The sequence below is a fragment of the Streptomyces sp. NPDC088147 genome (genome assembly GCF_044741565.1).
In the GTDB taxonomy this organism is placed as follows: Bacteria; Actinomycetota; Actinomycetes; order Streptomycetales; family Streptomycetaceae; genus Streptomyces.
In genome coordinates, this window is the sequence record NZ_JBIUSY010000009.1 from 179,482 (window position 1) to 204,125 (window position 24,644).

The window sequence follows — 24,644 nt, forward strand, 5'->3', positions numbered from 1 at the left end:
GCTAGTGCAGGGACGTTTCAAGAGGGATAGCAGCGCTGCGGCGGAGCAGGAGTCCCGTGGCGGAACCGACCGCGGCTCCTCGCCCCAGCACACCCAGAACCCGGGCCCGGCATCGTCCGGCGAGACCGGCGGACGTGCCGGACGCCCCGGGACGGCTCCGGGCGGCGCGGGAGCCCCGGCCACGCCCCAGTCAGCGCCCAAGGCAGCGGCGCCGACTGACGCGGGGTCACGAATAGCGCTGCGCAACTGGCGCATCAGCACGCGCCTGGTGGCGCTGCTCACCCTCCCCGTGGTCGCGGCCACCACACTGGGTGGACTCCGGATCAACGAGTCGTTGAACGACATGCAGCAGCTGGAGCACATGCAGCTGCTCACCAAGATGACCAAGGAGGCGACCAGCCTGGCCGCCGCGCTCCAGCTGGAGCGTGACGAGTCGGCGGGTCCGCTCAACAACGGTGTCAACGCCAAGGACTTCAAGGTCCAGGACCGCCGTACCTCGACCGACCGCGCGAAGAGGGCGTTCCTCGACGCCACGGTCGACATCGGCAACACCGACGGCGACCAGGCGCTGGAGAGCATCCGCTCCAACGTCAACCAGATCGCCACCCAGGTCAACAAGATCAACGAGATCCGCAAGGACGCCTACACGTCGGACGCGCACTCGCTGACGGTCGACGCGTACAGCGGACTGATCGACTCGCTGCTGAGCCTCTCGCAGGACATGGCGCAGGCGACCAGCAACCCGGACATGATCAAGCGGACCCGCGCGCTGGCCGCGTTCTCGTCCGCCAAGGAGTACGCGTCGATCCAGCGGGCGATCATCGCCGCCGCGCTGCCGGCCGACCCGAAGACCAAGGGCAAGCTCACCGACAACGACCGCCTCTACGGTCTGGCCGCGGCGACCAAGGAGAAGAACGCCCTCACCTCCTTCAGCCGGCTCTACGAGTCGATGGGCGGCGACGCCGAAGAGCTGATGGCTCCGCTCAACGGCCAGGGCAACCCGGAGATCCAGGCGTCCGAGAAGTACGCGGACCGCGTCCTCGGCACCACCGACGGGCTCCAGACACAGCCCAACCGCTCGTATCTGGACTGGACGGACCAGGCTTCTACGCGGATCGACGCGATGAAGACCATCGAGGCCACGCTGCTGGGCGAGATGGAGGGCAAGGCCCGCGAGCTGCGCACCAGTTCGCAGCAGGACGCGATCATCAACGCCGCCGTGATCCTCCTCGTGCTCGGGGTCTCGCTGGTCGGCGCCTTCGTGGTGGCCCGCTCCATGATCCGCTCGCTGCGCCGGCTCCAGGACACCGCGACGCGGGTCGCCCAGGACCGGCTGCCCGAGCTGGTCAAGCAGCTCTCCGACTCGGACCCGCAGGACGTCGACACCTCGGTCGAGTCGGTCGGTGTGCACTCCAAGGACGAGATCGGAAAGGTCGCCGCGGCCTTCGACGACGTGCACCGCGAGGCGGTCAGGCTCGCCGCCGAGCAGGCCCTCCTGCGAGGCAACGTCAACGCGATGTTCACCAACCTCTCGCGCCGCAGCCAGGGCCTCATCCAGCGCCAGCTGTCCCTCATCTCCGAGCTGGAGTCCCGCGAGGCGGACCCGGACCAGCTCTCCTCGCTCTTCAAGCTCGACCACCTCGCGACCCGTATGCGCCGTAACGGCGAGAACCTCCTCGTCCTCGCGGGCGAGGAGCCGGGCCGCCGCTGGACGCGCCCCGTCCCGCTGGTCGACGTGCTCCGTGCCGCCGCCTCCGAGGTGGAGCAGTACGAGCGCATCGAACTGGCCTCGGTTCCCACGACCGAGGTCGCGGGCCGGGTCGTCAACGACCTCGTCCACCTCCTCGCCGAGCTGCTGGAGAACGCCACGTCGTTCTCCTCGCCGCAGACCAAGGTCCGGGTCACCGGTCACGCGCTGCCCGACGGGCGGGTGCTCGTCGAGATCCACGACACCGGTATCGGCCTCTCGCCCGAGGACCTCGCGGCGATCAACGAGCGGCTCGCCTCGCCGCCCACCGTGGACGTCTCGGTCTCGCGCCGCATGGGTCTGTTCGTGGTCGGCCGGCTCTCGCTGCGTCACGGCATCCGGATCCAGCTGCGCCCCTCCGACTCGGGCGGTACGACCGCGCTGGTCATGCTGCCGGTCGATGTCGCCCATGGCGGCAAGAAGGGCCCGGTGGGCCGGCCGGGCGCGGGCGTCGGTCCCGGTGGCCAGAACGGCGCGGGCCAGGCTCCCGCCGGTGCGGGCGGCCAGTTGACCGGTGCTCCCGGCGCCGCGGGGGGCAGCCGTCCCGGCCTCGCCGCCGGAACCGGCGGCGGACTCCTCGGCGCGGGTGCGCCGCGTGGCCAGGTGGGCGCCGGTACGGGCCCGCGCGCCGCGCTGCCGTCCCGCGGCGACGGCTCCCAGGGCGGTGGGTCGCGGGATCCGCAGCGTCAGGGGTCCGGTTCCGGCCAGCCCAGTGTCTTCAGCCAGAACGCCTTCGGCGCGCCGCCGCAGAACGGTCCGGGCCAGAACGGTCCCGGCCACGGCGGCCAGGGACAGAGCGGCCAGGGCCGTACGGACCGTCCCGGCGCGCAGAGCGGACCGAACAGCGGGCAGGACCAGGGCGTCCGGGCCGGCCAGGGCGGTCAGAACGGCTTCAGCGGCCACGCCCAGAACGCCTTCCACCAGGGCCAGCAGGGCGGCGCCCCCGACCGCGGCCGGCAGCTCCCGCCGCCCGGCGGACCGCGCGCCGAGCTGCCCGGCGGCAACCCGCAGCCCCCGTCCCAGCGCTCGCAGACGACGAGTTGGGGCAGCGAGCAGCAGGCCGTCCCGCCGCGTCCCTCGCTGGACACCCCGCGTGGTCACGAGGAGCACGAGTCCACGGGCCAGTTCGCCCGGCCCACGGCCGAGCAGCAGGGCCCCGGCACCACGGCGGAGTTCCCGCGCCCGGACTTCAACGGGCCCCGGCCCGACCAGAATCCGGCGCAGCGCGGTGGCCCGCAGGACCCGGCGTCCACGGCCGCGTTCCCGCGTCCCGACTTCGACGCGCCGGCCCCGGCGGGCTACGGCTCCGGGGAGTACAGCGCACCGCAGGGCCAGAACGCGCAGTCCGGCTTCCGCCCGCCGGCGGAGTACCCGTCGTCGGAGTACGGCGCTCCGCAGCAGGGCTTCAACGCCCCGCGGCCCCCGGCACCCGCTCCGGCGCCCGGTTCCGAGGGCGGCTACCGTCCGCCGAGCCTGCCGCCGCAGCCGCAGCCGGAGGCGCTGCCCCCGGCCGGTCCCGGTGACGGCCGTACCCCGCTGTACGACACCCTGGAGACCAACTGGTTCCACGGTTCGCAGCAGGGCGGCGGCCAGCAGCCACAGGACCGCGGTCCGGCCGCGCAGTCCCCCGTACCGCCCGCGCAGCAGCGCGAACCGATGCCGCGGCGCGAGCCCGCCAACGGTTCGGGGCCGGGCGGCCAGGGCACCGACGGCTCCGGCTTCCAGATGTCCGGGACGAACGGTTCCGGTTTCGGCGCCCCGGGGGCGAACGGCTCCGGGACCAACGGCGCCGGCATCACGTCCTCCTGGCGTACGTCGCCCAACGACGAGCTGGTGCGCCAGGCCGAGAGGGTCAAAAAGCCCCAGGCCGGCGGCATCACCACCTCCGGTCTGCCCCGCCGGGTCCCGCGCGCCAATCTGGTGCCGGGGACCGCGCAGGAACAGAACAACCAGGCCGGTCCGCAGGTCTCGCGTGCGCCGGCAGACGTACGCGGCCGGCTGACCAATCTCCGTCGGGGTATCCAGCAGGGTCGTCAGGCGGGCAACACCGGCCCGACGAACAGCGGCTTCAACCTCGGCACCTCTCACCAGCAGGAGCGTTAGTTGAGTCCGATGAGTCAGGCTGCGCAGAATCTGAACTGGTTGATCACCAACTTCGTGGACAACACCCCTGGGGTGTCCCACACGGTCGTGGTCTCCGCCGACGGACTTCTGCTGGCCATGTCCGAGGGCTTCCCCCGCGACCGCGCCGATCAGCTCGCGGCCGTGGCGTCCGGTCTGACCTCGCTCACCGCGGGGGCTTCCCGGATCTTCGAAGGCGGCCCGGTCAACCAGACCGTGGTGGAGATGGAGCGCGGCTTCCTCTTCCTCATGTCCGTCTCCGACGGTTCCTCCCTGGCCGTGCTCGCGCACCCCGAGTGCGACATCGGCCTGGTGGGGTACGAAATGGCCCTCCTGGTCGATCGCGCCGGTACGGTCCTCACCCCGGACCTGCGCGCCGAGCTCCAGGGAAGTCTGTTGCACTGAGGCTCCCGAGGACCGCCCCAAGCCCCATCACCGTCAGGCCGCCCAACCGGCCCCCCACCGGCCAAGTCAGACGGCACGCAGACACCCTGCTGTCACGCCCGGAGGATTCATGACCCCGCCACCCGCCTCTCACGATCCGTACGGCGCCTCGGTCGACGCGTCGTACGGTCCTGAAGGCGATCAGCCGCTGGTACGTCCGTACGCCATGACCGGCGGCCGGACGAGGCCGCGGTACCAGCTCGCCATCGAGGCGCTGGTGAGTACGACAGCAGACCCGGCGCATCTCGCCACCCTGCTCCCCGAGCACCAGCGGATCTGCCACCTGTGCCGTGAGGTCAAGTCGGTGGCCGAGGTCTCGGCGCTGCTGACGATGCCGCTGGGCGTCGCGCGCATTCTCGTGGCCGACCTGGCGGAAGCGGGCATGGTCGCGATCCACCAGCCGGGTAACGGAGAGGCCGGCGGCACGCCGGATGTGACACTGCTCGAAAGGGTGCTCAGTGGACTTCGCAAGCTCTAGCGGCGGAGCGGCCCGGTCGACCACCAGCGCGAAGATCGTGGTGGCGGGCGGCTTCGGCGTGGGCAAGACCACGTTCGTCGGCGCCGTCTCGGAGATCAACCCGCTGCGTACCGAAGCCGTCATGACCAGCGCATCCGCCGGCATCGACGACCTCACCCACACCGGAGACAAGACCACCACCACCGTGGCCATGGACTTCGGCCGCATCACCCTCGACCAAGACCTCATCCTGTACCTCTTCGGCACCCCAGGACAGGACCGCTTCTGGTTCATGTGGGACGACCTCGTCCGCGGCGCCATCGGCGCCGTCGTCCTCGTCGACACCCGCCGCCTCGCCGACTGCTTCCCCGCCGTCGACTACTTCGAAAACTCAGGACTCCCCTTCGTCATCGCCCTCAACGGCTTCGACGGACACCAGCCCTACACCCCCGACGAAGTACGCGAAGCACTCCAGATCGGCCCCGACACCCCCATCATCACCACCGACGCCCGCCACCGCGCCGACGCCAAAAGCGGACTCATCACCCTCGTCGAACACGCCCTCATGGCCCGACTCAAGTAGACGGCCCGCTACGGTAGTTGGCGTAGGAGAGTTGAGAGGCGGGCTATGTTCTTCGACACGGCCCGCCTCCACGTTCATAACATTTCGACAGAGAATTCACGGTCTCCGGACACCCGACGCACTCGTCCGGTGCCGCTGCGCTCACATCAGCCCCGCCTTTTGACGGGGCTCGTTCTTTATGCCCGTTTTACGTGAGGCTTGTACCACTCGGAATGGCTGATTCCTGCTGTTTGGAATGCGACCCTTCCCCGTGCTGGAATTCGACAACTCCCGAGTAGTACGGCCCTGAACAGAACACGGCACAAACGTAGGTGCCGACGCCGAGAGGTTGTTGGTCGAGTGAGGCGAAGCAAGACGAGCTCCGCGGAGCAGCAGGCGCGGGGCAACTTCACCCCGCCGCCGCGCGCAGCGGTGCCGCCTGCGGTCGCGACCGGCTCACCACCGGTGACGGGCAGCTCCAGCCGGTTCTCGCCGCGCAACTGGCGTGTACCCACCCGGCTGAACGCCATTCTGCTCGTTCCCGTGCTGGTCGGCCTCGTCATGGGCGGTTTCCAGGTCAAGGGGTCCGTCGACACCTGGCAGGAGGCGCAGGACGCCGAGAAGACGGCGCTCGTCGTACGGGCCGCCTCGGAGTACGGCCAGGCCCTCCTCAACGAGCGCGACCTCACCGCGCAGCCGCTGCTGACCAACAAGCGCGACGCCGAGAGCGTCGTCCGGGCCCGCGCGGCCACGGACGCCGCGAAGAAGAAGTTCGACGTGGCCGTGCGGGACATGCCCGCGAAGCAGGGCCTGGAGCGCCGGCTCAGCCTGTTCCGCGGCGAAGAGCCCAAGCTGGAGAACATCCGGAAGACCGCGTACACCGCGGGCGTCGAGACGCCGGACAAGAACGGCGACAACGGCGGTCCCGTGGCGACCGAGGAGGGCTATGTGCTGGTGCAGCACTCCCTCATGGAGTTCGCCAACGAACTCGGGCTCGGCACGGGCAACATCACCAGCTACGGCCGTACCGTCTACGCGATCCAGCTCGCCAAGGCCGCGGAGTCGCTCCAGCGCTCCATCGGGATGCATCTGCTGGTCAGGCCGAGCCAGAAGGACGACGTCAGGACCGGCCAGTCGGTCGCGTTCTCCTCGTACGCGTACCTGGAGGACATCGCCGTCGGCGAGTACGTGTCCGGCGGCACCGCCGAGGACACCGTCAAGCTCCAGGACGTGATGAAGGAGCAGGCGGCGGCCGGGGCGAGGAAGCTCGCCACCGCGCAGCAGCAGGCCATGGCCGCCGGTGAGGACTTCAAGGCGCCGCCGAGCAAGGACGGTTCGGTCCTGGACGGCATGGTCGCGGCCATCGCCACCGGGGACAGCCCCGAGCGGCTCGCGTCGCGCGGGGTCACGCCCGAGGCGTGGATGGCCGCCTCCACCGCCACGTTCGACGGCTACACGGTGATCGAGAGGGATCTCGTCGACAAGGCCGTCGCCGACGCCGCGCAGATCTCGGACGACGCCAGGAACGCCGCGATCACCAACGGCGCCATCGTGGTGATCGCGCTGCTGGCCGCGTTCATCCTGGCGGGCATGATGGCCAGGCAGATGAGCCGTTCGATGCGCTCGCTGCGTACGGCCGCGTTCGGGATCGCCGAGCAGCGGCTGCCGATGCTGGTCGACCAGCTCTCCCGGACCGACCCGGGCCGGGTCGACACCCGGGTCCAGCCCATCCCGATCGATTCGCGCGACGAGATCGGCGAAGTCGCCCGCGCCTTCGACCAGGTCCACCGCGAGGCGGTCAGGCTCGCCGCCGAACAGGCCATGCTCCGCGGCAACGTCAACGCGATCTTCACGAACCTCTCGCGCCGCAACCAGTCGCTGATCGAGGGCCAGTTGTCCCTGATCTCCGATCTGGAGAACAACGAGGGCGACCCGGACCAGCTGGAGAACCTCTTCAAGCTGGACCATCTGGCGACCCGTATGCGGCGCAACGGCGAGAACCTGCTCGTCCTCGCGGGCGAGGAGCCGGGCCGCCGCTGGAACCAGCCGGTGCCGCTGGTGGACGTGCTGCGCGCCGCCTCCTCCGAGGTGGAGTCGTACGAGCGCATCGAGCTGTCCGGCGTACCCGAGACCGAGATCCACGGCCAGTCCGTGACCGACCTCGTGCATCTGCTGGCGGAGCTGCTGGAGAACGCCACCACGTTCTCCTCGCCGCAGACCAAGGTGCGGGTCACCGCGACCCGGCTGCCCGACGGCCGGGTGATGATCGAGATCCACGACAAGGGCATCGGCCTGACCGCCGAGGACTTCGCGGACATCAACCACAAGCTGGCCAACCCGCCGACCGTGGACGCCGCCGTCTCCCAGCGCATGGGGCTCTTCGTGGTCGGCCGGCTCGCCGACCGGCACGGTATCCGCGTCCAGTTGCGCCCCTCGGGCGAGCAGGCGGGAACGACCTCGCTGGTCATGCTCCCCGACCCGATCACGCACGGCGGCGGTGGCGGCGAACCGGCCGTGACCGACGACTTCACCGTCTCGCAGATCATGCCCGACCAGCCGGCGGCGCCGCCGGAGGAGCAGGTCTTCCCGACCGCTCCGATGCTGACCGCCGCCGAACTCGGTTTCGACGACTCCCGCTACGAGCGGCAGCCGGATGCGGAGGCGGACGGCTCCCGCACGCTGGATCCCGTCAACCGCACGCTGCGGCGCGAGGAGCGGCGGGCCGCGCTGGGCGGCGCACAGGACGCTTCGCAGCCGCTCTTCGCCGACCAGGTCGACGGCCAGTACCGCGAGGAGGTCGACGGCCGGTACGCGCCCCAGCAGGCGTCGTACGACCCCGGCTACGCGGCACGGCCCGAGGAGAACGGGACGGCGTACCAGGGCGGCGGTTACGAGGAGTACCGCGCGCCCGGCGCGTTCCCTGGGCAGCAGGCTTATACGGAGGCGTCCTACCAGTCTCCGCAGAGCTCCGAGGGAACGTACGAGAACGCCTTCGGCGCCCAGCCCCACCAGGAAGAGTGGCCCGCTCAGAACGGCTACCAGGGCACGTACGCACCCGAGTCGCGGACCGAAACGGAATCTGCCGGGGGCGCTCCCGAGAAGGCCCGGGAACGCGTAGGCTTCGACCGTCCGGGCCCTTCCCCGAGCGCGAGCCACGCGCTGACGGATGCGGGCCTGCCGCGCCGGGGGAGCAGCCAGCAACCGCAGGGGTGGCAACCCACAGGACAGGACGAAGGACAGACGGGCCAGACTGGTCGGACCGGCCAGACTGGTGCGACCGGCCAGACCAACCAGAGCGGCCAGACCAATCAGACTGGTCAGGCCAATCAGACCGGTCAGTCCAACCTGACCGGTCAGGCCGGCCGGACCGGTCAGGCCCCGCTGCTCGGCGGGGGCGGCGACGGCAGCAGCAACGGCATCGGCCGGAGCGAGGCGGCCGGCTCCGAGGACTGGCGTTCCACGAACGACGACCGCTGGCAGCGGGCCGAGAAGCTGCGTGAGCCCAAAGCCGGCGGAGTCACCTCGTCCGGTCTCCCCCGCCGCGTGCCCAAGGCCAATCTGGTCGAGGGGGCGGCGGAGCAGACCCCGCAGGGCGGTACCCAGGTTTCCCGCGCCCCGGAGGACATTCGTGGCAGGTTGAGCAACCTGCGACGCGGTGTCCAGCGGGGACGCAACGCGGGAGCGGACACGAACGGACCGGGCTTCGGCTCGGGCAGTACCTACAACCAGGAGCGTTAGTGTGAGCCCGATGAGCCAGGCGGCGCAGAATCTGAACTGGTTGATCACCAACTTTGTGGACAACACCCCTGGGGTGTCCCACACCGTGGTGGTCTCCGCCGACGGACTCCTGCTGGCCATGTCCGAAGGTTTCCCCCGCGACCGCGCCGATCAGCTCGCGGCCGTGGCGTCCGGTCTGACCTCGCTCACCGCGGGGGCTTCCCGGATCTTCGAAGGGGGCGCGGTCAACCAGACCGTTGTCGAGATGGAGCGTGGCTTCCTCTTCCTGATGTCCATCTCGGACGGTTCGTCACTGGCCGTCCTCGCCCACCCAGAGGCCGATATCGGCCTGGTGGGCTACGAGATGGCCCTCCTGGTCGACCGCGCGGGCACGGTCCTCACCCCGGACCTCCGCGCCGAGCTCCAGGGAAGTCTGCTCAACTGACAGACAGTGCGCTGCCGCCGCCGCACCATTAGGGTTCGGTGGCGCGGATTCCACAGGTCCGTCACCATAGGGCCCGGCGACCGGCAGTCGGAGGAGGAAACGTGGCTACACCCCCAGGCGGACATCCTTATGACGATGGCGCGCGGTACCCGGGTGAGCATGCCCGGAACCGCTTCAACTTTCCCTCGACGCCGAGCAGTCAGGTCGGCCAGGGGGACCAGGAAGGTACGCGCCCACCACAGCGCGCGCCGCGGCAGCAGCCCCATCCCCCACCGCAACAGCCGTACGAGCAGCCGCAGCGGCCCCGCATCCAGCCGGTGCAGCCGCGGCACACGCCCGAGCCAGAACCCATGGGCACGCACAACCCGTTGGTGCGTCCGTACGCCATGACCGGCGGCCGGACGAGGCCGCGGTACCAGCTCGCCATCGAGGCGCTGGTCAGTACGACGGCCGATCCGTCCCAGTTGCACGGGCAGTTGCCCGAGCATCAGCGGATCTGCCAGTTGTGTTTCGAGATCAAATCGGTCGCCGAGATTTCGGCGCTCCTCTCCATCCCCCTCGGCGTGGCCCGGATCCTCGTAGCCGACCTGGCGGAGGCGGGACTTGTCGCCATCCATCAGCCCGGCGGCGACGAGGCCGTCGGGGGCCAGCCAGACGTGACACTGCTCGAAAGGGTGCTCAGTGGACTTCGCAAGCTCTAGCGGCGGTGCAGCCCGCTCAACCACCAGCGCGAAGATCGTGGTGGCGGGCGGCTTCGGCGTGGGCAAGACCACGTTCGTCGGCGCCGTCTCGGAGATCAACCCGCTGCGTACCGAAGCCGTCATGACCAGCGCATCCGCCGGCATCGACGACCTCACCCACACCGGAGACAAGACCACCACCACCGTGGCCATGGACTTCGGCCGCATCACCCTCGACCAAGACCTCATCCTGTACCTCTTCGGCACCCCAGGACAGGACCGCTTCTGGTTCATGTGGGACGACCTCGTCCGCGGCGCCATCGGCGCCGTCGTCCTCGTCGACACCCGCCGCCTCGCCGACTGCTTCCCCGCCGTCGACTACTTCGAAAACTCAGGACTCCCCTTCGTCATCGCCCTCAACGGCTTCGACGGACACCAGCCCTACACCCCCGACGAAGTACGCGAAGCACTCCAGATCGGCCCCGACACCCCCATCATCACCACCGACGCCCGCCACCGCGCCGACGCCAAAAGCGGACTCATCACCCTCGTCGAACACGCCCTCATGGCCCGACTCCGGTAACCGTGACGGTCATACGAAGGCCCCCGCACTCGCCAGGAGTGCGGGGGCCTTCGTCGGTGCCGTGCCAGGGCGTGGGCTACGGCGTGGTGCTCAGCCCTGCCAGCTGTGCGGGGCGCGGAAGCCGGGCGTGCGCTCCAGCCGGCGCCAGCCCGCGGTGGAGCGGCCCCGGTGGGCGGGGGCCTCGGGCTGCGCGGCGGCGCGGGCCATCAGCACCGCCGTGATGGCGGCCAGCTCCTCGGGGCCGGCCTGGCCCTTCTCGACGCGCAGCAGGGATTCGTTCGTGATATCGCTCATGGAGTCGTGTCTCCGTCTTCTCGGCGGGAGGGCGCGGGCCGCAGGGATTACTGCGGGGGGTTGCCGTGCTTGCGGGACGGCAGGTCGGCGTGCTTGGTGCGGAGCATCGCGAGCGCGCTCGCGAGCACCTCACGGGTCTCCGCGGGGTCGATGACGTCATCGACCAGTCCGCGCTCCGCCGCGTAGTAGGGGTGCATCAGCTCGGCCTTGTACTCCTTGACCATGCGGGCACGCATGGCCTCGGAATCCTCGGCCTCGGCGATCTGCTTGCGGAAGATGACATTGGCGGCACCCTCGGCGCCCATCACCGCGATCTCGTTGGTCGGCCAGGCATAGGTCAGGTCGGCCCCGATGGACTGGGAGTCCATCACGATGTAGGCCCCCCCGTACGCCTTGCGCAGGATCAGGGAAATCCTCGGCACCGTGGCGTTGCAGTAGGCGTACAGGAGTTTGGCGCCGTGCCGGATGATCCCGCCGTGCTCCTGGTCGACACCCGGCAGGAAGCCGGGCACATCCAGCAGCGTGACGATGGGGATATTGAAAGCGTCGCACATCTGGACAAAGCGCGCAGCTTTCTCCGACGCCTCGATGTCCAGGACGCCCGCCAGCGACTGCGGCTGGTTGGCGACGATCCCGATGACCTGCCCGTCCAGTCGCGCCAGCGCGCAGATGATGTTACGGGCCCAGCGCTCGTGGATCTCCAGGAAGTCGCCCTCGTCGACGAGTTCCTCGATGACCTTGTGCATGTCGTACGGGCGGTTGCCGTCCGCCGGCACCAGGTCGAGCAGCACGTCGGAGCGGCGGTCCGCCGGGTCCTCGGAGGCGACCGTGGGCGGGTTCTCCCGGTTGTTCTGCGGAAGCATCGACAGGAGGTAGCGCACCTCGGCGATGCAGGTCTCCTCGTCGTCGTACGCGAAGTGCGCGACGCCCGAGGTCTCCGCGTGCACATCGGCGCCGCCCAGACCGTTCTGGGTGATCTCCTCACCCGTGACGGCCTTGACCACATCGGGGCCCGTGATGAACATCTGCGAGGTCTCGCGGACCATGAAGACGAAGTCCGTGAGGGCCGGGCTGTAGGCGGCGCCGCCCGCGCACGGCCCGAGCATCACGCTGATCTGCGGGATGACACCGGAGGCACGCGTGTTGCGCTGGAAGATCCCGCCGTAACCGGCGAGCGCGGACACGCCCTCCTGGATCCGGGCCCCCGCCCCGTCGTTCAGCGAGACCAGCGGCGCACCGGCCGCGATGGCCATGTCCATGATCTTGTGAATCTTCGTGGCGTGGGCCTCGCCCAGGGCGCCGCCGAAGATCCGGAAGTCGTGCGCGTACACGAAGACCGTGCGGCCCTCGACCGTGCCCCAGCCGGTGATGACACCGTCGGTGTACGGCTTCCTGGCCTCCAGGCCGAAGCCGCTGGCGCGATGCCTGCGCAGCTGTTCGACCTCCTTGAACGATCCTTCGTCGAGCAGCAGCTCGATACGCTCCCGAGCGGTCAGCTTGCCCTTCGCCCGCTGTGCCTCGGTCGCCCGGTCGCTCGGCCCGCGACGGGCCTCCTCGCGCAGGGCGTGCAATTCGGCCACACGGCCCCGGGCATCTACGGGCTCGCCCGGCGTCTCGTCCACTACGGTCATGTCCCAACCCTACGAAGAGCACCAAGGAATCGCGCCGTCGACTCCACACAGTCTCCTGGCGGTATTCCTGGTGGGCCTGGACAGAACCCGGCCCGTTGCGGGGTTCCTGAACAGCAAGCTACCCCCGGCTCTTGTGGGATTCCCCTAGATGTCAGCCCACGGCAAACTCACAGCGATGACTCGCGCCCGCTGTGCCCGGAGTGACCCTCAGACGTACGCCACGGCCCGCCGCGAGCACCTCGACGGCCGGGTCGTGGCCGGTCACCCGGCGTACCGGCCGGTCCCAGACGATCTCCAGCGGCTCCCCCGTGCGGGTGGGCCCGCTCACGCGGAGCACCGCCGTACGGCCGCGGACCACGACGAGCACGCTCGCGGGAGCGGACGCGGTGAGCGGCCCCGCCGTCCCCGGCTCCCAGAAGTTCGCGGCGGTACAGCCGAGTGAGCGGATCTCCACCGCCTGCCGGGCCGCCGTATTGGCGAGGATCCCGAGCCAGTGGCGGTCGGCGGCGCGGGCCGCCACGGTACGCCGTGAGGCGCCGGGCAGCAGCAGATAGGCGTACGAGGCGTCCACCGGGTCGGTGCCGTGGTCCAGCCAGAGAGTCCGATAGCGGCGGGTACGCCGTTCGGTGGAACTGGTGGTGTTGATATCGCTCCAGGCGCCCGTGCGTGCCTCCACGAGGGTGTGTACGCCGGCGCCGCCGGGGAAGACCCAGCCGCCGTGGCCCTCCAGATGGGCCCAGCGGGGGCGGGGCCCGTCGTCGAGCGTGAAGGCGTCGGCGCCGTTCTCACCGAGGTTGCGGTTGTCCACGACCGTCTCGGCGGGCACCCCGTCGGTGGCGCTGATGCCCGCGCCCAGACAGATGACGGCGTCGGCCGCGAAGAACCACGACTTCCGGGCTTCGAGGGTCGAGCCGAGGCCCTTGAGATGCTGGCCGACGGCGGCGAACTCCCCGTCGGTCACGCCGCCGACCCACCGTACGGCCGGTTTGGGGGCGCCCCACTCGCCGCCGGCCCGGTCCGCGAGCCGCTTGGTGGAGACCGTCGTGCCCGGCAGCCGGTACGGGTCGACCGTGGGCCAGAACCAGTCCGTGTACTGGTCGTTGCCCCGCTCCGCGCCCCACCAGTAGAGCATTCCGGCGCCGGTGTGCCAGCCGCGCGGATTCTCGCCGTTGCCGCACTCGTAGTGCGTGATCCGGTCGGAGGCCATGGAGAGCGCGGCGGCCCAGCCGGGCCGCCGGTGCACGGCGCGGTCCATCGCGGCGAAGAGCGTGTGGCCGACCGGCTCGGGGGCGGCGGGTACGGGCGAGGCGGCGACGGCGTGCAGCCGGGCGAGATCGGCGACGTCGAACTGGCGGGCGGTGAGGACCGGTGAGACGGTGTCCCGCTCGATCCACCCCTTGACCAGGGCGGTCCAGCGCTCCCGCTCGGCCGGAGCGGCGCCGCCCGCGAGTAGCGGGATCGCCGCGATCAGCCCCTGGCCATGGAAGTGATCACTCCGCATCACCCCCTGGTCGTCGCTCAGGAGATAACCGCGGCTGATGGCCCGGCCGTTGACGCCGTCCATCATCAGCCCGTTGTAGATCAGCGGGGCGTAGGCGCGCTCCACGCTGTCGAGGATGACCTGCCGGCCGGGGTCGGTGACGGCCCAGGTGGAGCCGGCGAGCAGGGTGAACAGCCGGCCGAGGCCGTCCAGCATGACCTGCCCGTACGTACCGGAATAGGCGACCCAGGTGTGCTGGACGAAGGAGCCGTCGGCGTAGAGGCCGTCGCCCTTCGTGACATACGGGAAGACGGGCGAGAGGGCGTCCCGGGCGAGGGCGAGCTTGGCGGGGGCCCGGCCGAGCACCCCGCGCAGGGCGACGGAGCGGCAGAGGTCGACCCGGTTGGCGCCGGTGCTGGTGCCCGAGTAGTCGGCGAGCAGCGCGTCGGGGACGAAGTGGTCGACGGCGGCGCAGGCCGCGGCCCGCTGCTCCTCGGTGAGGTGCTCGTACAGGACGGCCACGAGATCCATGAGGAGCCGGGGAGAGCCGATCTGCCACTCCCACCAGTTGCCGTACGGGGTGGTCGCGGGACGGTAGACGGTCGCGGAGAGATGGCCGAGGCCGCGGACGACCTCGGCGAGGAGCGCCGCGTCGCCCGTGAGCCCGGTGCCCGGCTGTGCGTACGCCTGGGCCATCGTCCACAGCCTGCTGTAGCTCTGGGTGATCCCGGACGGCGGGTCGAAGGGGCGGTCCGGCCAGAGGGAGGCGGCGGCCGGGGCCATCGACCGCCGGAAGCGCGCGGCCAGTTCACCGGTCCGCGCGAGCCGGGAGGCGTACGGCTCGACGGCCGGGTCGTAGCCGGTGCCGAGCTGGAGGTCCACCCAGCGCCTCCGCAGCTCCTCGAACTCGTCTGCGGCGGCCCGCTGTCCGGCGGCGGCCGGGCGGGAGAGCGCGAGCGGGAGGGGGAGCGAGAGGGCGCCCGCTCCGGTGACGGTCAGAAAGGCACGACGGGACCAGGCGGACAGCAGCGACACGGAAACCCCCGCGGTCGGAGTCGGAAGTGGTGTAGACCGGCTGCCCGTTGGTGTAGCAGCACGTGCGGCCACTTACAACGGTTCCGACGCGGTCGGATGCTGGCGCCCCCACGCGGACGGATGTGCCCAACCACCGTCCGTGTCCGCCATGTTGTGAAGACCGGAAGATTATGAGAGCGCTCTCAAGCTCAACTCTTGACGCGTTCCCCACGCGTCGCGAGAGTGGTTGCCCACGCAGGCGCGGCCCCCACATACCGCGTTACTCCCTGCGTTCCCCCACATTTCAGGAGAACATTCGTGATATCCCGCAGACTGTTCCTCACCGGTACGGCCGCGGCCGCGACAGCGCTCACCTATCCCGCCTGGGGAAGCGCTCTCAGCCCCCAGGCGTCGGCCGCCCCGGAGACCTGCGAGCTGGCCCTTCGGAACACGTCGCTGCCGGGCGCGGTCAACGCGTATGTCACCGGCCACGACCAGGCCACCAACGGCTGGGTACTGCTGCGTCCCGACGGCAGCGTCTACCGGCCGGAGTCGCCCGGGGCGCCGCAGACCCCGCTGCCGGTCGACTGCGCGATCCCGCTGAACCCCGCGGGCGGCGCGCCGGTCGTCCTGACGCTGCCGCGGATGTTCGGCGCCCGCGTCTACTTCGTACGCGACGACAAGCTGGACTTCTTCCTCAACCCGGGCCCGGCCCTGGTCGAGCCGGCCTTCGCGACCCCCTCCGACCCCAACTACGGCCGCACCTGGTCGTTCTGCGAGTTCACCTTCAACCAGGACCAGCTGTTCTCCAACATCAGCTATGTCGACCTGGTGACGGCCCTGCCCATCGGCATCACGCTGGATGGCGACGCCACCCATACGGTCGCCCCGCTGCCCGAAGGCGCCCTGGAGCGGATCGCGGACGGGCTCACCGCCCAGGCGGGCGTGGACGGCCACCCCTGGGACCAGCTGGTCCTGCGGGGCGGGGACGGGCGGGTCCTGCGGGTCATCTCGCCGCAGAACCTGGCGGGCCAGACGCCGTTCGCGAATGTCTTCGACAGCTATGTCGACCAGGTCTGGGAGAAATACCGCTCCACGGATCTGCGGATCGATCTCCAGGGCGGGCGCGGCGTGTTCACCGGCCGGGTCAGCGGTGACACGCTCACCTTCAACGGGGGCCACACCTTCGCCAAGCCGACCTCGATGGACATCTTCACCTGCAACAGCGGGCCGTTCGCCAACAACCCCGCCGACTCGGACGACAAGAAGGGCCTGCTCGCCCGGCTCGGGGCCGCCTTCAACCGCTCGACGGTGCTCAGCCACGCGGACCAGCCGAACGGCGCCACGGCGGCCGACTACTACAAGGACCCGGTCACCAACCACTTCGCCCGGGTGGTGCACGCCAACACCCCGATCGGTTACGCCTTCCCGTACGACGACGTGCAGCCGGACGGCCAGCCGGATGTCTCGGGCGCGGCGCACGACGGCAACCCGCGCCGCTGGACGGTGTCGGTCGGTTCCTGACCCGGCCTTCCGGCCCGGCACCCGCGGGAGAACTCCCGCGCGGGAGCTTCCGTACGACGACGGTGCCCCGCCCTCCCAGGACCGGGAGGGCGGGGCACCGTCCTGTGTACGGAGCGCCAACGGCGTCAGCAGCCGCCGCAGTTGTAGAACGTCACGTCCCAGTGGTTGCCCTCGTCGGCGTAGACGTTGCCGGCGCCGGACTGCCACTGCGGAGCGCCGTCACCGCGCACCCCGATGTACGTGAAGGTGTTCTTGATGTAGTTGGTGACGCAGGTGGCCTTGCCGAAGTCGAGCTTGTAGCCGTTCCAGTGCGAGTACGTGCCGCCCGCGTGGCCGGTCTCCGTACCGCCCGTGATGTTGAGGCCGCAGCCGCTGGCGCTCTTCAGCGTCTGCGCCCCCTTGGCCGAGTCCAGGTTGAGCTGGTCGAACGACGTACAGGTCGGGGTGTTGCGGTCGGAGCAGCCACCGGACGAGGACCAGGTGATCGCCGACGACCGGAACATCGAGGTGGCGGTGGCGTGGGTGATCTTGGTGGCGGCCTGTGCGTCCGTGGCCGCGCTCAGAACACCGAATCCGGGGGCGAAGAGCGCGCCGAGCACAAGGGCGAGCGCGCTGAGAACCGAGCGGATTTTCATTGGGGGGATTCCCTCTCCTGCTGAAGACCATGGAGCCGATTGGTGCCGATGGGCGATGGTGCCGATGGGCGGTGGGGCCAATTGGGCGGTGGGGCAGGTGGAACAGGGAGATGGTGCCCGATGTCTACGCGCGTCCGCCAGAGGGCGGCGCCCTCAGGAGAACTCGATCGGATGACATTGTTGAAATCTGAACCAGACCCGTCTATGGTGAGTGTCGTTGAACGTTAAACAACAACCGCACACCACTACCTCAGGAGCAGTCATGGGAATCTTCGGCCGCAAGAACGACTCCGCTCAGACCTCGGCCTCCGCGGGCACCGCGACCGCCACGGTGGACCCGGCGCTCGCCGCGCTGACCGGCGAATACACCATCGACCCGGCGCACAGCACGATCAGCTTCACCGTCCGGCACGCGATGGTCACCAACGTCCGGGGCACCTTCACGGAGCACGAGGGATCGCTGAGCCTGGACGGTACGGACCCGACCGCCTCCTCGGCGCTGATCGAGGTCGCGATCGCCAGTGTCGACACCGGGATCGCGGACCGCGACGGTCATCTGCGCAGCGCCGACTTCTTCGACGCCGAGACGTTCCCGAAGATGTCCTTCCGCTCCACCGCCGTCGAGCAGCTGGACGCGGAGACCTACCGGCTGACCGGTGACCTCTCCATCAAGGACGTCACCCGGCCGCTCACCATCGACCTGGAGTTCAACGGCTCGGCCACCGACGTGTACGGCAACGAGCGCGTCGGTTTCGAGGGCAGCGCCACGATCCTGCGCTCCGACTGGGGCCTGACCTGGAACGCCGCGCTGGAGACCGGCGGTGTGATGGTCAGCGACAAGGTCAAGCTGAGCTTCGACATCTCCGCCATCAAGAAGGCCTGAGATCGACAGGTCCGCGATCCACAGGACCGCGCGGGATCTAGAACCCGCCGCCGCCGTCGAACCCGCCGCCCCCGCCGAAGTCCCCTCCGCCGCCGAAGTCGCCCGGGTCGAAGTCCGAACCCGAGTAGTCTCCGCCGCCGAAGCCGGACGGGTCACCGCCGCCGAAGTCCGCGGCATAGGCGGGGGTCGCCATCACGGAGCCGAGCATCGTGCCCACCAGCAGCCCCGGCAGCAGCCCGCCGCCGAAGTAGCCGCCGGCCCACGGTCCGTACGCCGGTCCCGCCTCCCAGTAGGGGCGGCGGCCGTGCTCGGTCTCGACCGTACGGGTCTGCGGGTCCGCACCGTCCGCCAGCCGGGCGGCGTCGGCCGCGCAGACCGGGACCGTACGCCGGACACCGGCGGGCGGCGCCCACTCCGCGTCCGTCACCGAAGGGCCGTGCCGCGGATCGAAGAAGCAGGGTGAACGGCGCTCCGGGAGCGGGGCGCCCGTCCTGCGGGCGGCCAGTGTGGCCAGTGCGAACCGGCCGTCCTCCAGCGCCTCGGTCACGCCCCGTACGTCCTCGGGCCGTTCGGCCGCGCCCATCAGGGACTTGGCCTTCTCGTAGGAGTCCAGGGAACGTTCGTAGTCCGCGCGCATCGCGTCGTCGGCACCCGGCTCGCCGGGGTGGAAGTCCAGCCGGTCCAGCTCCTCGCCGAACGCGGTGATGTCCTCGTCCACGACGACCCGCAGCTTCTCCAGCGCCTCACGGGTGCGTTCGTCACGCTTGCGGCGGTTGACGCGCGCCACGGTGTACGCGCCCGCGCCGCCCAGCACGACGACGGAGCCGAGCACGATCAGCCCGGTGGACGAGCTGCCCGCGCCGCCCGAGCCCGACCCGGTGTCCCAGGAGGCCGGGGCCTGGCCACGGATCTGCGGCAGGGCCTGGTCGACGAAGTTGTTCAGCTCGGTCGCGGCGTCGACCGGGCCGCCCGCCTTGACCGCGTCCGTGAGATTGCCGACGGCCCGGCTCGGCAGCACCGAGGCGTCGGCGCCCGCGTTGAACCCGTCGCCCAGACGGATGGCGTACAGCCCCGTCACGCCGGTCTCGGTCCGTACGTTCCTCAGCACGTCCGACGCCGGGAACTGGGCGTTCGCCGGCAGGACCGCCACGAAGAGCGGTTTGTCCGCGTCCTTGATCTTCTTCGCCAGGGCCCCGGCCTCGGACGCCGAGAGCTGCCCGGCGGCCCGTGGGTCCACATAGACCGGACTCTTCTTGAGGGCCTCGCCGACGGCCTGAGGGCCGGTGGCGGCCGGGGCGTCGGTGGCCGCGCCCGCGCCCGGCGCCACCAGGAAGACCGTGGCGAGAAAGGCGAGAAGCAGCCCGGACAGAAGGGAAATCAGCCTCGTCCTCATACATATTGACGCTACCCGAAGTACGGCCGGACCGGACGGGCGAGGACATGACGGAACGGGAACGAGCGCCTGCGGGAACGGGGTCCAACGGGAACGAGCGCCTACGGGAACGGGGTCCAACGGAAGCGAGCGCTTACGGCGCCGACTCGCGGACGATGATCTCGGTGGGCAGGACGACCGGCCCGCCGGGCCCTGACGACGTCCCGGCCAGATGTCCGAGCAGCAGCCGCGCCGCCGTCTCCCCCATCCGCTGGGTGGGCTGGCGGACGGTGGTCAGCGGTGGCTCCGTGTGCCGGGCCAGCGGAACGTTGTCGAAGCCGACCACCGCGACATCGTCGGGGACCTTGCGCCCCGCCGCCCGCAGGGCCCGCAGCGCGCCGGCCGCGCTGATGTCGTTGTGCGCGAACACGGAGTCGAAACGGACCTTGTTGTTGAGGAGTCTCTCCACCGCGAGCCGTCCCGACAGCTCGGTGAAGTCCCCCACCATGACGAGTTCGGTGGGCAGGACCTCGACGAAGCCCCTGAGCCGGTCGCGTACGCACCCGAAGTGCGAGGGCCCGGTGATCACGAGCGGTCTGCGGCGCCCGCCGGCCAGCAGATGGCGGGCCGCGGAGGCGCCGCCCTCGTGGTTGGTCGTCTCCACGGACGGAAAGCCCACGGGGCGGCTGCCCCGGTCGTCGATCAGTACGACGGGCAGCCCCTTGCGGTGCAGTCCGACGATGGTGTCGAGGGTGTTCTCCGGCTCCACGACGAGCAGTCCGTCGAAGGCTCGGGCGGAGACCTGGGTGACGAAGTGCTCCACCGATTCGGGGCCGCGGTTGCAGGTGAAGAGCAGCAGGCCGTAGCCGGCCGCCTCGACGGTGTCCACGACCCCCTGGAGGACCTCGCTCATCCAGGGCCAGCTGAGCGCGGGCACCAGCATGCCGATCGTATGGCTGCTGCCGCGGGCCAGTCCGACGGCGCCCGAGCTGGGGACGTAGCCGAGCCGGGCGATCACGGCCCGGACGCGGGCGGCCGTGCCCCGGTCGACTTCACCTTTGGTATTGATCACCCGCGACACGGTCGTCTTGCTGACGCCGGCCTCACGGGCCACATCGGCGATGGTGACACGCATCGTGGCCTCCCCGAAGAGGTGGGGAACCGGTCGCGGCCCCACAGGCCGGTACCGGTCCCGGAACCGGTACCGGTGCTCGGCGGTGAGTTAACCGGCGCGCAGGACCGCCGTCAACACTTCACACCGAGATTGGTCCGCACCTTTGTTACGTACCAGGCCGGCCGCAGGTCAGGGATGACGCGGGGGCGTTGTGCGTTCAGTTTGTGAATACCCGGCCTCTTGACGGACGTTCGTAACGGCAGTTCACTCACGCCGCACGGCATCACCCCCCACAGCACTGCCGATGAAGGGCAGCAGACTTATGTCGAGATCGACTGGCATCGGGCGGCGGCTGACGAGGACGCTCCTCGCGGGCGCCCTGGCCACCGCCGGACTCACCGGCCTCTCCGCCGGTACGGCGCAAGCCGCCGGCGAGCAGGTCAGCATCTGGCTGACGACCACCGACGACAGCGGAGGACGCCATGTCACCCGCGGTCTCCAGCAGCAGACCCCCGTCACCTTCCAGCCGGGCAACGGCGGCAGCGGTACGAACGTCAGCGTCGACGAGGGCGCCCGCTATCAGACCTTCACGGGCGGCGGCGCGTCCTTCACGGACACCGCTGCCTGGCTGATGAAGGGCAGCGGCGCGCTCTCCCAGGCGACCCGTGACGACACGATGAAGAAGCTCTTCTCGCCCACCGAGGGCATCGGGCTCTCCTTCATCCGCAACCCCATGGGCGGCTCCGACCTCGCCCGCTTCGGCTACACCTACAACGACATCCCGGCGGGCCAGACCGACCCCGGTCTCGCGCGGTTCTCCCTCGCGCACGATCTGGCCGATGTGCTGCCGCTGACCAAGCAGGCCAAGCAGCTCAACCCGGCGCTGACGACCATGGCCTCGCCGTGGACGGCGCCGGCCTGGATGAAGGACAACGGCCAGCTCAACGGCGGCTGGCTGAAGGCGGAGAACTACGGCACGTACGCCGACTACTTCGTGAAGTATCTCCAGGGCTACCGCGACCAGGGCATCCCGGTCGACTACGTCTCGGTGCAGAACGAGCCGACCTGCTGCGCCGGTTACCCGTCGATGAGCTGGAACGCCTCGGGTCTCGCGTACTTCACCAAGAGCGAGCTGCTGCCCAAGCTCCAGAGCGCGGGTCTGTCCTCCAAGGTGCTCGCGCACGACTGGAACTGGGACACGTACGACGCGTACGCGGCCGAGACCGTGAACGACGCGGCCGTCCGCGACCACCCCAACTTCGGCGGCGTCGCCTGGCACGGCTACGGCGGCAACGTCCAGAAGCAGACGGACGTCCACAACCAGTATCCGCAGCTGAACGCCTTCCAGACCGAGCACTCCGGCGGCACCTGGATCGCCAATCAGCAGCGCGAGGACATGCTGAACATCATCGACTACACCCGCAACTGGGCGAAGTCGGTGACCAAGTGGTCGCTGGCGGTGGACCAGAACCGCGGTCCGCACAACGGCGGCTGCGGCACCTGCGACGGGCTGATCACGGTCCACAACGGTGACGGCCGGCACGGCCAGGTCGACTACACCATCGAGTACTACACGATGGGTCATCTCACGAAGTTCGTGAAGCCGGGCGCGGCGCGCATCGCCTCCACCGCCAGCTCCGCGGTGCCCAATGTGGCCTGGCGCAACCCGGACGGCTCCAAGGCGCTGATCGCGTACAACGACGCGTCGGCCGCCCGTGAGCTGCGGGTCAACTGGGGCGGGCAGAACTTCAGTTACTCGCTGCCGGGCAAGACCTCGGCGACGTTCACCTGGTCCGGCACCCAGTCCGGCGGTGGCGGCACCGGCACCTCGGGCACCTTCACCGGGCTCGGCGGCAAGTGCCTGGACGTGGCGGCCGGCGCGAGCGCCAACGGCACGGCCGTCCAGCTCTACGACTGCAACAGCTCGACGGCCCAGCGCTGGACGGTCGGCACGGACTCGACGATCAGGTCACTCGGCAAGTGCCTGGACGTGACCTCGGCCTCGACGGCGAACGGCGCCAAGGTGCAGTTGTACGACTGCAACGGAAGCGGCGCCCAGCAGTGGACGTACAACGCCGGGACCGGTGACATCGTCAACACCGCGGCGGACAAGTGCCTCGATGTGACGGACAACTCCCCGGCCAACGGCGCCCGCGCCCAGATCTGGACCTGCACCGGAGCCGCCAACCAGAAGTGGCGGCTCCAGAGCTAGACCAGCCGTCCGGGAGCCCGGACGGGCCGGGGGCGGACCGCGCGGAGCGGGTGACTACTCCGCCGGTTCGACCCCGGCCCGCAGCAGTCCGTACGTGTACGCGTCCTCCAGCGCCTGCCAGGACGCCGCGATCACGTTCTCGCCGACCCCGACCGTGGACCAGTCGCCGACCCCGTCGCCCGTGGTGATCAGCACACGGGTGGTGGACTCCGTACCGTGCCTGCCTTCCAGGATGCGGACCTTGTAGTCCACCAGCTCCAGCTTGGCGAGCTGCGGATAGATCCGCTCCAGACCGACCCGCATGGCCCGGTCCAGGGCGTTGACCGGGCCGTTTCCCTCGGCGGTGGCGACGATCCGCTCGCCCTTGGCCCACAGCTTCACGGTGGCCTCGTTGGCGTGCGTACCGTCCGGCCGGTCCTCGACGATCGCGCGCCAGGACTCCGTACGGAAGTAGCTGCGGGGCCGGCCCTCGACCTCCTCGCGCAGCAGCAGTTCGAAGGACGCGTCGGCCGCCTCGTAGGTGTACCCCTTGAGCTCGTGCTCCTTGACCCGGCGGACGACCCGGCCGACCAGATCGCGGTCATCGCCGAGGTCGATGCCCAGCTCCCGGCCCTTCAGCTCGATGGAGGCGCGGCCCGCCATGTCGGAGACGAGCATCCGCATGGTGTTGCCGACCCGCTCGGGGTCGATGTGCTGGTAGAGGTCGGGATCGACCTTGATCGCGGAGGCGTGGAGTCCGCCCTTGTGCGCGAAGGCGGAGACGCCGACATACGGCTGGTGGGTGGAGGGCGCGAGATTGACGATCTCCGCGATGGCGTGCGAGATCCGGGTCATCTCGGCGAGCGCGCCCTCGGGCAGGACACGCTTGCCGTACTTCAGCTCCAGCGCGGCGACGACCGGGAACAGGTTGGCGTTGCCGACGCGCTCGCCGTAGCCGTTGGCCGTGCACTGGACATGGGTGGCGCCGGCGTCGACGGCGGCGAGGGTGTTGGCGACGGCGCAGCCGGTGTCGTCCTGGGCGTGGATGCCGAGCCGGGCTCCGGTGTCGGCGAGCACGGTGGTGACGACGGCCTGGATCTGCGCGGGCAGCATGCCGCCGTTGGTGTCACAGAGGACGACGACATCGGCGCCCGCTTCGGTGGCGGCCCGTACGACGGACTTGGCGTATTCGGGGTTGGCGCGGTAGCCGTCGAAGAAGTGCTCGCAGTCCACGAATACGCGGCGGCCCTGTTCACGCAGGTAGGAGACGGTGTCGCGGACCATCTCGACGTTCTCGTCGAGGGTGGTGCGCAGCGCCAGCTCGACATGGCGGTCATGCGACTTGGCGACCAGGGTGACCACCGGGGCGCCGGACTCGACCAGCGCCCTGACCTGTGGGTCCTCCGCCGCTCTGGCCCCTGGCCTCCGGGTGGAGCCGAAGGCCACGAGCTGGGCGTTCTTGAAGTCGATCTCCTGCTGGGCGCGGGCGAAGAACTCGGTGTCGCGCGGGTTGGCGCCGGGCCAGCCGCCCTCGATGAAGCCCACGCCGAAGTCGTCCAGGTACCGGGCGATGGCCAGCTTGTCGGCGACGGTCAGGTTGATGCCCTCACGCTGGGCGCCGTCGCGCAGCGTCGTGTCGAAGACATGAAAGCTGTCGTGGTGCACCGTGGGCCCAGTGGACTCAGTGGTCATGGTGTGTAGCTCCTGTCGAGTGGAAGGACTGGCTCCACTTGCCCCCATCATCGCTCGC

18 protein-coding genes are annotated in these 24,644 nt (G+C 70.2%); 11 read left to right on the top strand and 7 right to left on the bottom strand.

Annotated elements, in window-relative coordinates; translation table 11 throughout:
- The first annotated feature begins 4 nt into the window (after positions 1-4).
- The 8 genes from ACIOGX_RS29715 to ACIOGX_RS29750 all read left to right on the top strand — a co-directional run bounded on the left by ACIOGX_RS29715 (position 5) and on the right by ACIOGX_RS29750 (position 10,756).
- Positions 5-3,850 carry a nitrate- and nitrite sensing domain-containing protein gene (locus ACIOGX_RS29715; protein WP_401917714.1) on the top strand — a complete coding sequence of 1,282 codons (3,846 nt, stop codon included), beginning with the start codon at positions 5-7 and terminating at the stop codon, positions 3,848-3,850.
- Between the two features lie 9 nt (positions 3,851-3,859).
- Positions 3,860-4,273 (top strand): roadblock/LC7 domain-containing protein, encoded by a 414-nt coding sequence (locus ACIOGX_RS29720; RefSeq protein ID WP_030351794.1) that lies wholly within the window; start codon positions 3,860-3,862, stop codon positions 4,271-4,273.
- Between the two features lie 109 nt (positions 4,274-4,382).
- Positions 4,383-4,790: a DUF742 domain-containing protein gene (locus ACIOGX_RS29725; protein WP_030351795.1), complete on the top strand. Its 408-nt coding sequence runs from the start codon at positions 4,383-4,385 to the stop codon at positions 4,788-4,790.
- Positions 4,771-5,352, top strand: a complete 582-nt coding sequence (locus ACIOGX_RS29730) for an ATP/GTP-binding protein (protein ID WP_189282429.1) — start codon at positions 4,771-4,773, stop codon at positions 5,350-5,352. The genes ACIOGX_RS29725 and ACIOGX_RS29730 overlap by 20 nt, the downstream gene beginning before the upstream one ends.
- A 339-nt stretch (positions 5,353-5,691) precedes the next feature.
- Positions 5,692-9,069: a nitrate- and nitrite sensing domain-containing protein gene (locus ACIOGX_RS29735; protein ID WP_401917716.1), complete on the top strand. Its 3,378-nt coding sequence runs from the start codon at positions 5,692-5,694 to the stop codon at positions 9,067-9,069.
- 10 nt (positions 9,070-9,079) lie between these two features.
- Positions 9,080-9,493, top strand: a complete 414-nt coding sequence (locus ACIOGX_RS29740) for a roadblock/LC7 domain-containing protein (protein ID WP_010984131.1) — start codon at positions 9,080-9,082, stop codon at positions 9,491-9,493.
- Between the two features lie 101 nt (positions 9,494-9,594).
- Positions 9,595-10,194 carry a DUF742 domain-containing protein gene (locus tag ACIOGX_RS29745; protein WP_356511330.1) on the top strand — a complete coding sequence of 200 codons (600 nt, stop codon included), beginning with the start codon at positions 9,595-9,597 and terminating at the stop codon, positions 10,192-10,194.
- A complete protein-coding gene (locus ACIOGX_RS29750; RefSeq protein ID WP_031229389.1) occupies positions 10,175-10,756 on the top strand; it encodes an ATP/GTP-binding protein in 582 nt (193 codons plus the stop codon). The genes ACIOGX_RS29745 and ACIOGX_RS29750 overlap by 20 nt, the downstream gene beginning before the upstream one ends.
- A gap of 90 nt (positions 10,757-10,846) precedes the next feature.
- Here ACIOGX_RS29750 and ACIOGX_RS29755 read toward each other — a convergent pair whose 3' ends face one another.
- The 3 genes from ACIOGX_RS29755 to ACIOGX_RS29765 form a co-directional block, all read right to left on the bottom strand.
- Positions 10,847-11,050 carry an acyl-CoA carboxylase subunit epsilon gene (locus ACIOGX_RS29755; RefSeq protein WP_129771514.1) on the bottom strand — a complete coding sequence of 68 codons (204 nt, stop codon included), beginning with the start codon at positions 11,048-11,050 and terminating at the stop codon, positions 10,847-10,849.
- A gap of 47 nt (positions 11,051-11,097) precedes the next feature.
- On the bottom strand, positions 11,098-12,681 hold the full coding sequence (locus ACIOGX_RS29760) for an acyl-CoA carboxylase subunit beta (protein ID WP_129771515.1): 1,584 nt from the start codon (positions 12,679-12,681) through the stop codon (positions 11,098-11,100).
- 151 nt (positions 12,682-12,832) lie between these two features.
- On the bottom strand, positions 12,833-15,187 hold the full coding sequence (locus tag ACIOGX_RS29765; protein ID WP_401917951.1) for a polysaccharide lyase 8 family protein: 2,355 nt from the start codon (positions 15,185-15,187) through the stop codon (positions 12,833-12,835).
- A gap of 306 nt (positions 15,188-15,493) precedes the next feature.
- On the opposite strand from ACIOGX_RS29765, the gene ACIOGX_RS29770 reads away from it, so the two are divergent.
- Positions 15,494-16,699, top strand: a complete 1,206-nt coding sequence (locus tag ACIOGX_RS29770) for a glycoside hydrolase family 64 protein (protein ID WP_401917719.1) — start codon at positions 15,494-15,496, stop codon at positions 16,697-16,699.
- Between the two features lie 125 nt (positions 16,700-16,824).
- On the opposite strand, the gene ACIOGX_RS29775 is transcribed toward ACIOGX_RS29770, so the two are convergent.
- Complete coding sequence (locus ACIOGX_RS29775) at positions 16,825-17,334, bottom strand: hypothetical protein (protein ID WP_129771518.1); 510 nt, start codon at positions 17,332-17,334, stop codon at positions 16,825-16,827.
- Between the two features lie 262 nt (positions 17,335-17,596).
- Between ACIOGX_RS29775 and ACIOGX_RS29780 the strand changes: the two genes are divergently transcribed.
- A complete protein-coding gene (locus ACIOGX_RS29780) occupies positions 17,597-18,217 on the top strand; it encodes a YceI family protein (RefSeq protein ID WP_356511323.1) in 621 nt (206 codons plus the stop codon).
- 37 nt (positions 18,218-18,254) lie between these two features.
- Here the strand turns inward: ACIOGX_RS29780 and ACIOGX_RS29785 are convergent, their stop codons facing one another.
- Together ACIOGX_RS29785 and ACIOGX_RS29790 are read right to left on the bottom strand one after the other, a co-directional pair.
- A complete protein-coding gene (locus ACIOGX_RS29785; RefSeq protein ID WP_401917721.1) occupies positions 18,255-19,610 on the bottom strand; it encodes a hypothetical protein in 1,356 nt (451 codons plus the stop codon).
- A 133-nt stretch (positions 19,611-19,743) separates the two neighbouring features.
- The gene (locus ACIOGX_RS29790) at positions 19,744-20,724 is read right to left on the bottom strand and encodes a LacI family DNA-binding transcriptional regulator (RefSeq protein WP_383962542.1); all 981 of its coding nucleotides are present in this window, start codon (positions 20,722-20,724) and stop codon (positions 19,744-19,746) included.
- A 301-nt stretch (positions 20,725-21,025) separates the two neighbouring features.
- Here ACIOGX_RS29790 and ACIOGX_RS29795 point away from each other — a divergent pair, with 301 nt between their 5' ends.
- Positions 21,026-22,915: a ricin-type beta-trefoil lectin domain protein gene (locus ACIOGX_RS29795; protein ID WP_356511317.1), complete on the top strand. Its 1,890-nt coding sequence runs from the start codon at positions 21,026-21,028 to the stop codon at positions 22,913-22,915.
- Positions 22,916-22,969: 54 nt separating this feature from the next.
- Here the strand turns inward: ACIOGX_RS29795 and cimA are convergent, their stop codons facing one another.
- The gene (gene cimA / locus ACIOGX_RS29800) at positions 22,970-24,586 is read right to left on the bottom strand and encodes a citramalate synthase (protein WP_356511315.1); all 1,617 of its coding nucleotides are present in this window, start codon (positions 24,584-24,586) and stop codon (positions 22,970-22,972) included.
- Positions 24,587-24,644: the final 58 nt, after the last annotated feature.